This is a genomic window from Rhodococcus sp. YH3-3, assembly GCF_001653035.1.
Taxonomy (GTDB): Bacteria; Actinomycetota; Actinomycetes; order Mycobacteriales; family Mycobacteriaceae; genus Rhodococcus_F; species Rhodococcus_F qingshengii.
The window spans coordinates 336,720-343,233 of sequence record NZ_BCWH01000001.1; the positions used below are offsets into that span (position 1 = coordinate 336,720).

Sequence of the window (6,514 nt, forward strand, 5' to 3'; positions counted from 1 at the left end):
AACGGGTGTTCACTTCTTCACATGGCCTATCGCCGCACTCCGGCAGTACAGGAAAGATTGGACGCCCAACGCGCCCGACTGCTCGAGGCCGCCACGACGGCAGTGGCAACTCACGGCTATGCGGGATGTTCCATCGCCGCGGTGGCCAAACACGCCGGCGTCGGCACCGGGACGCTGTATCGACATTTCGACGGCAAGGGCGAATTGTTCGCCGAAGTGTTCCAATCAGTCTGCAGCCGTGAGGTATCCGCAGCTCGGGACGCCGGAGACAGCGCCCGACATCTGGAAGGCAACCACCGCTCCGCTGTATCAGCGTCGGTTCGGACCTTCGCCGAACGTGCCATGCGCGCACCGGTTCTCGCCTATGCACTGCTGGTGGAATCGGTAGATCCTCTCGTCGACGAACAGCGGTTGATGTTTCGCGAATCGTTCCGCGATTGCCTGGCCACCGCAATTCGCTCAGCAGTCGAATCCGGTGAGATACCGCCACAGGACGCCACTCTGACGGCAGCGTGCATCGTCGGGGCAATCGGCGAGGCCCTGATCCTTCCACTGCGCGGAGGCACCACCGATCCCGCTGCGATCGACGCCATTCTCGCCTTCACCCTTCGATCGTTAGGGAGCTTCGATGACACCCACGCATGAAGTCACCAATCAGGTTCCGCCCCTGATCGATTACGACGCAGCCGAATACGCGCCGATCCTCGAGGCACTCCACCGTGAAGGCGCATCGGATGCACTCGAAGAGGTTCATCGCGTCGGGATCCGCGCCGGCAGTGCTCAGGCCCAGGAGTGGGGCGATCTGGCCGAGGAGCACCCACCTGTCCTGAGAACCCACGACCGCTACGGCAACCGTATCGACGAGGTCCGCTACGACCCCGCCTATCACCAACTCATGAGCACCGCAGTGGAATTGGGACTGCACGGCGCTCCGTGGGTTGACCCGAATCCACACGCACACCTCGTCCGCGCCGCGAAGATGGCCGTGTGGGGTCAAACCGATGCCGGCCACGGCTGTCCCATCTCCATGACGTACGCCGTGATCCCCGCGCTGCGGCACAACGCGGATCTGGCCGCGCAGTACGAACCCCTCCTGACCACGCGGCACTACGAGCCGGCGCTGAAAGCTCCCCTCACCAAACCCGGATTGATCGCCGGTATGTCGATGACGGAAAAGCAGGGCGGTTCGGATGTTCGTGCCGGAACCACAAGGGCTGTGCCACAATCCGACGGCAGCTACCTCTTGACGGGCCACAAGTGGTTCACCTCCGCGCCGATGTCGGACGTGTTCCTCGTCCTCGCCCAGGCACCGGGTGGTCTGTCGTGCTTCTTCCTGCCTCGGGTCCTGCCGGACGGCTCGCTCAACAACATGTGCCTGCAGCGTCTGAAGGACAAGTTGGGCAATCATTCCAACGCGAGCAGTGAGGTCGAGTACCTCGACGCTCTCGCATGGATGGTCGGCGAGGAAGGCCGGGGCGTGCGCACCATCATCGAGATGGTCAACATGACCCGGTTGGACTGCACGATCGGCACGGCCACCGGCATGCGCGTCGGCACCATGCAGGCAGTTCACCACGCGACGCATCGAAGTGCTTTCGGCGCCAACCTGATCGACCAACCCTTGATGCGAAACGTTCTGGCAGATCTGGCGGTGGAATCGGAAGCGTCGACCACCGTCGCGATGTGGCTGGCCGCTCTGACCGACCGCGCAACCGCAGGCGATGCCCACGCCAGCGCACTACGACGCATTTCGTTGGCCGTGAGTAAGTACTTCGTCTGCAAGCGCGGACCGATCCACGCTGCCGAGGCACTCGAGTGTCTGGGCGGAAACGGATACGTGGAGGAATCCCGGATGCCGCGCCTCTATCGCGAGGCTCCGCTGCTTTCGGTGTGGGAGGGTTCCGGCAACGTCGCGGCGCTCGACACACTGCGGGCGATGGCCAAGCAACCCGAAACACTGCAGGTGTTCTTCGACGAGCTGAAACGAGCCAGTGGAGTGGACGGCCACTTCGATCAGGCCGTGCGGGATCTCCAGGCGGCTTTCGGCGATTTCGACGACATCGAATACCGGGCACGAAAGATCGTCGGCGACATGGCGCTCGCTCTGCAGGCCTCGCTGTTGCTCCGCTACGGGCACCCCGCGGTGGCCGACGCGTTCTGCGCGAGTCGGCTCGGAAACAGCTGGGGGAGTGTGTTCGGAACGCTGCCGAGGGGCGTCGACGTCGCGCCGATCCTCGAGCGGGCCACCGTCAAGATCGGCGCCTGACCCACCCACTACAGTTTCCGCTTATGAACCGAGCCTCGAACCGCCGCGAGGCCTGGCAGCGCGTACTGCACACCCTGCGTGAATCACCCGGCCTCGGAAGGCTGGCGCTCGTCCGCTTTTCCAGCCAGTTCGGCGACGGAATGTTCCAGGCCGCGCTCGGCGGCGCAATCCTCTTCAACCCGGAACGCGAAACCGATCCGGTGGCGATAGCGGCCGGCTTTGCCGTACTGCTCCTTCCTTATTCGGTGATCGGCCCCTTTGCCGGCGCTCTGCTGGATCGTTGGGACCGCCGCCTGGTGCTCCTGTGGGCGAGCGTGCTCCGCGGGCTCTTCATCCTGACCACTGCGGTGCTGCTGGTCGCCGGCGGCGGTGACACTCTGTTGTTGACCTGTGCGCTTGCTGCAATCGGAGTCAGTCGCTTCGTCGGGGCAGGCGTATCCGCAGCCCTGCCGAAGGTCGTCCGACAATCGTGGCTGGTGGCAACCAATTCCGTTCTCACAACGGCTGGTTCGGTGGTAGCCGCTCTTGGTGCTTCGGCAGCGGTGGCGATCATCGGCATGATCGGCGCGGGGGATCGAGCGTCAGGCGCCGCCGTGGCCATCGCAGCACTGGGATCGGTGATCGCGGCCCTCGCCGCGGCCAGGTTCACGGCCCGCTCACTTGGTCCGGTCGCCGACGAAGTGGTCCGCGCCAGTGCCGTCCGTTCGGTGACGGCCGGACTGCGCACCGGGGCAACCGCTGTCTGGGAGGCGCCCGGCGTCACCACGGCGATGATCGGAATCGGAGCGCACCGCATCTGCTTCGGCATCAACACCCTCATCATGGTGCTGGTCCTACGCGACACCTCGAACGGCTCCCAATTACCCGGAGGGATGGCCGGATTCGGTGTCGCCGTCGGCGCCACGGCAATCGGAATGCTGATCGCGGCATTGATCACACCGTTCCTCATCCCGCGGATCGGTCGCTCACGGACGATCACCTACGCCCTGGTGTGCGCGGTTCTCGTCCAGCTCGTCTTCGTGACCACGCTGACTCAGGGGGCGCTGCTGATCGCCGCTTTCCTGCTCGGCATCGCCGGCCAGTCCGTGAAACTCAGCGGCGACGCGGCCATGCAGATCGACATCGACGACGACCGTCGTGGTCAGGTATTCGCCCTGCAGGACACCGTGTTCAACGTCGCGTTCATCGGTGCGATCGCGGCAGCGTCGACGGTGATCGCACCCGACGGCAAGAGCGTCGGCCTGGCCGTTGCCGGTGCGGGTGTCTATGCCGCCGGATTGTCAGCGGTGCTGATCAACCGCAAGAAACGAGAAACTAGCCCTGCTGGGTAGCCCACCACTTCAGCAGTTCGGCCTCGGCCTCGTCACGCTCGAGCGGGCCGCGATCCAGACGTAGTTCCTTGAGGAACGTCCATGCCTTGCCCACCTGCGGGCCGGCCGGGATGTTGAGCAGCTCCATGATGGCGTTGCCGTCGAGGTCCGGACGCACCCGAGCAAGGTCTTCCTGCTCGGCGATGCGCGCGATCCGCTCTTCGATGTCGTCGTACGTGGCCTGCAGCTGCGCGGCGCGACGCTTGTTGCGTGTGGTGCAGTCGGCCCGCACGAGCTTGTGCAAGCGGGGGAGCAGCTCGCCCGCGTCGGTGACGTACCGCCGCACCGCCGAGTCGGTCCACTGTCCCTTGCCGTAGCCGTGAAAACGCAAGTGCAGGAACACGAGCTGCGAGACGTCGTCGACCATCTGCTTCGAGAACTTCAGTGCCCGCATGCGCTTGCGCACCAGCTTGGCGCCGACCACCTCGTGGTGGTGGAAGCTGACACCGCCGCCCGGCTCGTTACGCTTGGTATCCGGCTTTCCGATGTCGTGAAGCAGTGCTGCCCAACGCAATACGAGGTCCGGATCGCCTTCTTCGAGATCGATCGCCTGCTGCAGCACCGTGAGGGAGTGCTGGTAGACGTCCTTGTGCTGGTGATGCTCGTCGATCTCGAGCTTCATCTGCGGAACCTCGGGCAGCACGTATGCGGCCAGTCCGGAGTCGACCATCATGTTGATGCCGTCCACCGGGTACATGCCGAGCATCAGTTTGTTCAGCTCGACCTGCACACGCTCGGCGGTGATCCGCTCGATCTGCGACGCCATCTCCTTGATGGCCTCGAAAACGCGATTGTTCAACGTGAAACCAAGCTGCGAGACGAACCGGGCTGCGCGCAGCATCCGCAGCGGATCGTCGTTGAACGAGTTTTCCGGCGCCGACGGCGTATCTAGCTCTCCGGCCAACAGGGCGTCCATGCCGTTCAGCGGATCGACAAACGTGTAGGAACCGTCCGCGCCGATCTTCATCGCCATCGCATTGACGGTGAAATCGCGGCGCACCAGATCGTCGGCCAACGTCGTGCCGTACTCGACTATCGGATTACGAGAGACGCGATCGTAAGCGTCGGCCCGGAAGGTCGTGATCTCGATCTCCTGGCCGTGCTTGATGGCGCTGATGGTCCCGAACTCGATGCCCGTGTCCCACTGCTTGTCCACCCAGCCCTTGAGCAGAGCCTGAACCTTCTCCGGCCTGGCGTCCGTCGTGAAGTCCAGATCGCCACTGAAGCGGCCGAGGATCGCGTCGCGAACACTGCCACCCACCAGGAACAGCTCGTGACCGGCCGCAGCAAAACGCTCACCGAGCGGGTTCAACACGTCGGACAACGTGCCGAGCGTTGCAGTGGCGTCGGCAAGCAGTCGTAGGCGGCGATCAGCGTCGGAGGTAGGGACAGTCACGTGAAAGGAGCTTACTTAAGGTGCGCAAATAGCAGAACGCGCATACGAACGCGATAGACCGCTTTGCGCGGGTTACCGGGCAACGCTGCAACGCCAACTAGTATCGATGAGGTGTCTGGTGCCGAACGAACAAACAGGAGTCGCCGCAACCCGCGGCGTCGACCTGCCGTCGGCAACCCCGATAAACCTTTGATGCGAACCGTCCGTGAAACTTCTGCGGGCGGCTTGGTCGTCGACGGCTGGGGAGGACCCCCGGAACGCCTCTGCGCTGCACTGATCGGCCGAACCGACCGCCGCGGACGCCTGCTCTGGTCGCTACCGAAGGGCCATATCGAACAAGGTGAGACCGCTGAGCAGACCGCGATGCGTGAGGTCGAAGAAGAAACCGGTATCCAGGGAACCGTCCTGGCACCGCTGGGCAGCATCGACTACTGGTTCGTGACCGAAGGTCGACGCGTCCACAAGACCGTGCACCACTATCTCCTCCGCTTTCTCGGCGGTGAACTCTCCGACGAGGACATCGAGGTCACCGAAGTCGCCTGGGTGCCGCTGACGGAATTGCACTCGCGCCTCGCATACGCCGACGAGCGCAAACTCGCAGAACTCGCGTCCCAGATGATCGCCGAGATGCCGCGAACGGAAATACGGCAAGAACAGCGCCCGAAGGAACCGGACGCCGGATGAGAATGGCTCTGCGGCGGGCCGGTGTGGCCGCTCTGGTGATGGCCGCTGTCGGTTTCGGGCCTGCAACGACGGCCGTCGCAGGTGCAGCGCCGTCCAGCCAGCCCAGTGAGCGCGCCCCGGCGCGAAACACCAACGATGCCAAATTTCTGCAGCTGACCATCGACTCCACCGCACCGACCACGGTGACGACCACCAGCGACCGCAACGTCGTGGTCAAGGGCACGGTGAAGAACGTCGGTGACCGTCCCGTCGAGGACGTCGGGGTGAGGTTGCAACGTGCTCCCGCGATCGACTCCAGTTCGGACGTGCGCGCCGCACTCGACTTCGACCAGGCCGTTTTCGACACGGTCGGCGAATTCGACACCGTTGCCACCACCCTCGACACCGGCCAGTCCAAGCAGTTCACGCTCACCTTGCCGCTGCGGAGCACTACCGGGTTGTCTCTCGACATCACCGAACCGGGCGTCTACCCGATGCTCGTCAACGTGAACGGCACCCCGGAGTACGGCGGTGCCGCCCGACTCGACGACGCACGCTTCCTGCTCCCCGTCCTCGGTGTGCCGGCCGCAGCCGAATCGAACGCCACAGCCGGAACCCCCAGTTCGTCCGCCACGGCGGTCGTTCCCCCCGACACGTCCGCCCCGATCGGCGTCACGCTCATGTGGCCGCTGGCCGACGCGCCACGACTCGTCGGCGGAATCCCCGGCGCGGTCAACGAGCCCGTACGCCTGATCGACGACGAACTTGCCACCGAACTTTCCGACGGCGGCCGTCTGGACGCGTTGGTCGATGCGGTGG

Annotated in this window: 6 protein-coding genes; 5 read left to right on the plus strand and 1 reads right to left on the minus strand. The window is 64.6% G+C overall.

The window, feature by feature from the left end; all coding sequences use genetic code 11:
• Positions 1-21 precede the first annotated feature (21 nt).
• From YH3_RS01705 to YH3_RS01715, 3 genes are read left to right on the plus strand one after another with little or no spacing between them, the layout of a single operon-like run.
• Complete coding sequence (locus YH3_RS01705) at positions 22-645, plus strand: TetR/AcrR family transcriptional regulator (RefSeq protein WP_064442888.1); 624 nt, start codon at positions 22-24, stop codon at positions 643-645.
• On the plus strand, positions 629-2,266 hold the full coding sequence (locus tag YH3_RS01710; RefSeq protein WP_064442889.1) for an acyl-CoA dehydrogenase family protein: 1,638 nt from the start codon (positions 629-631) through the stop codon (positions 2,264-2,266). The genes YH3_RS01705 and YH3_RS01710 overlap by 17 nt, the downstream gene beginning before the upstream one ends.
• 23 nt (positions 2,267-2,289) lie before the next feature.
• Positions 2,290-3,597: an MFS transporter gene (locus YH3_RS01715; protein ID WP_047272660.1), complete on the plus strand. Its 1,308-nt coding sequence runs from the start codon at positions 2,290-2,292 to the stop codon at positions 3,595-3,597.
• Here YH3_RS01715 and YH3_RS01720 read toward each other — a convergent pair.
• The gene (locus tag YH3_RS01720; protein WP_003942535.1) at positions 3,581-5,032 is read right to left on the minus strand and encodes a CCA tRNA nucleotidyltransferase; all 1,452 of its coding nucleotides are present in this window, start codon (positions 5,030-5,032) and stop codon (positions 3,581-3,583) included. The genes YH3_RS01715 and YH3_RS01720 overlap by 17 nt on opposite strands.
• A 111-nt stretch (positions 5,033-5,143) precedes the next feature.
• Here YH3_RS01720 and YH3_RS01725 point away from each other — a divergent pair, with 111 nt between their 5' ends.
• Both YH3_RS01725 and YH3_RS01730 read left to right on the plus strand, forming a co-directional pair.
• Positions 5,144-5,716 (plus strand): NUDIX hydrolase, encoded by a 573-nt coding sequence (locus YH3_RS01725; RefSeq protein ID WP_030537486.1) that lies wholly within the window; start codon positions 5,144-5,146, stop codon positions 5,714-5,716.
• The coding region (locus YH3_RS01730; protein WP_371594712.1) for a DUF6049 family protein at positions 5,713-6,514 on the plus strand (802 nt) is incomplete at its 3' end. The genes YH3_RS01725 and YH3_RS01730, both read left to right, overlap by 4 nt.

Excerpts from the sequence above, each read along its gene's own strand:
- YH3_RS01715 (WP_047272660.1), top strand. The coding sequence starts at position 2,290 with ATGAACCGAGCCTCGAACCGCCGCGAGGCCTGGCAGCGCGTACTGCAC.
- YH3_RS01705 (WP_064442888.1), top strand. The coding sequence starts at position 22 with ATGGCCTATCGCCGCACTCCGGCAGTACAGGAAAGATTGGACGCCCAA.
- YH3_RS01710 (WP_064442889.1), top strand. The coding sequence starts at position 629 with ATGACACCCACGCATGAAGTCACCAATCAGGTTCCGCCCCTGATCGAT.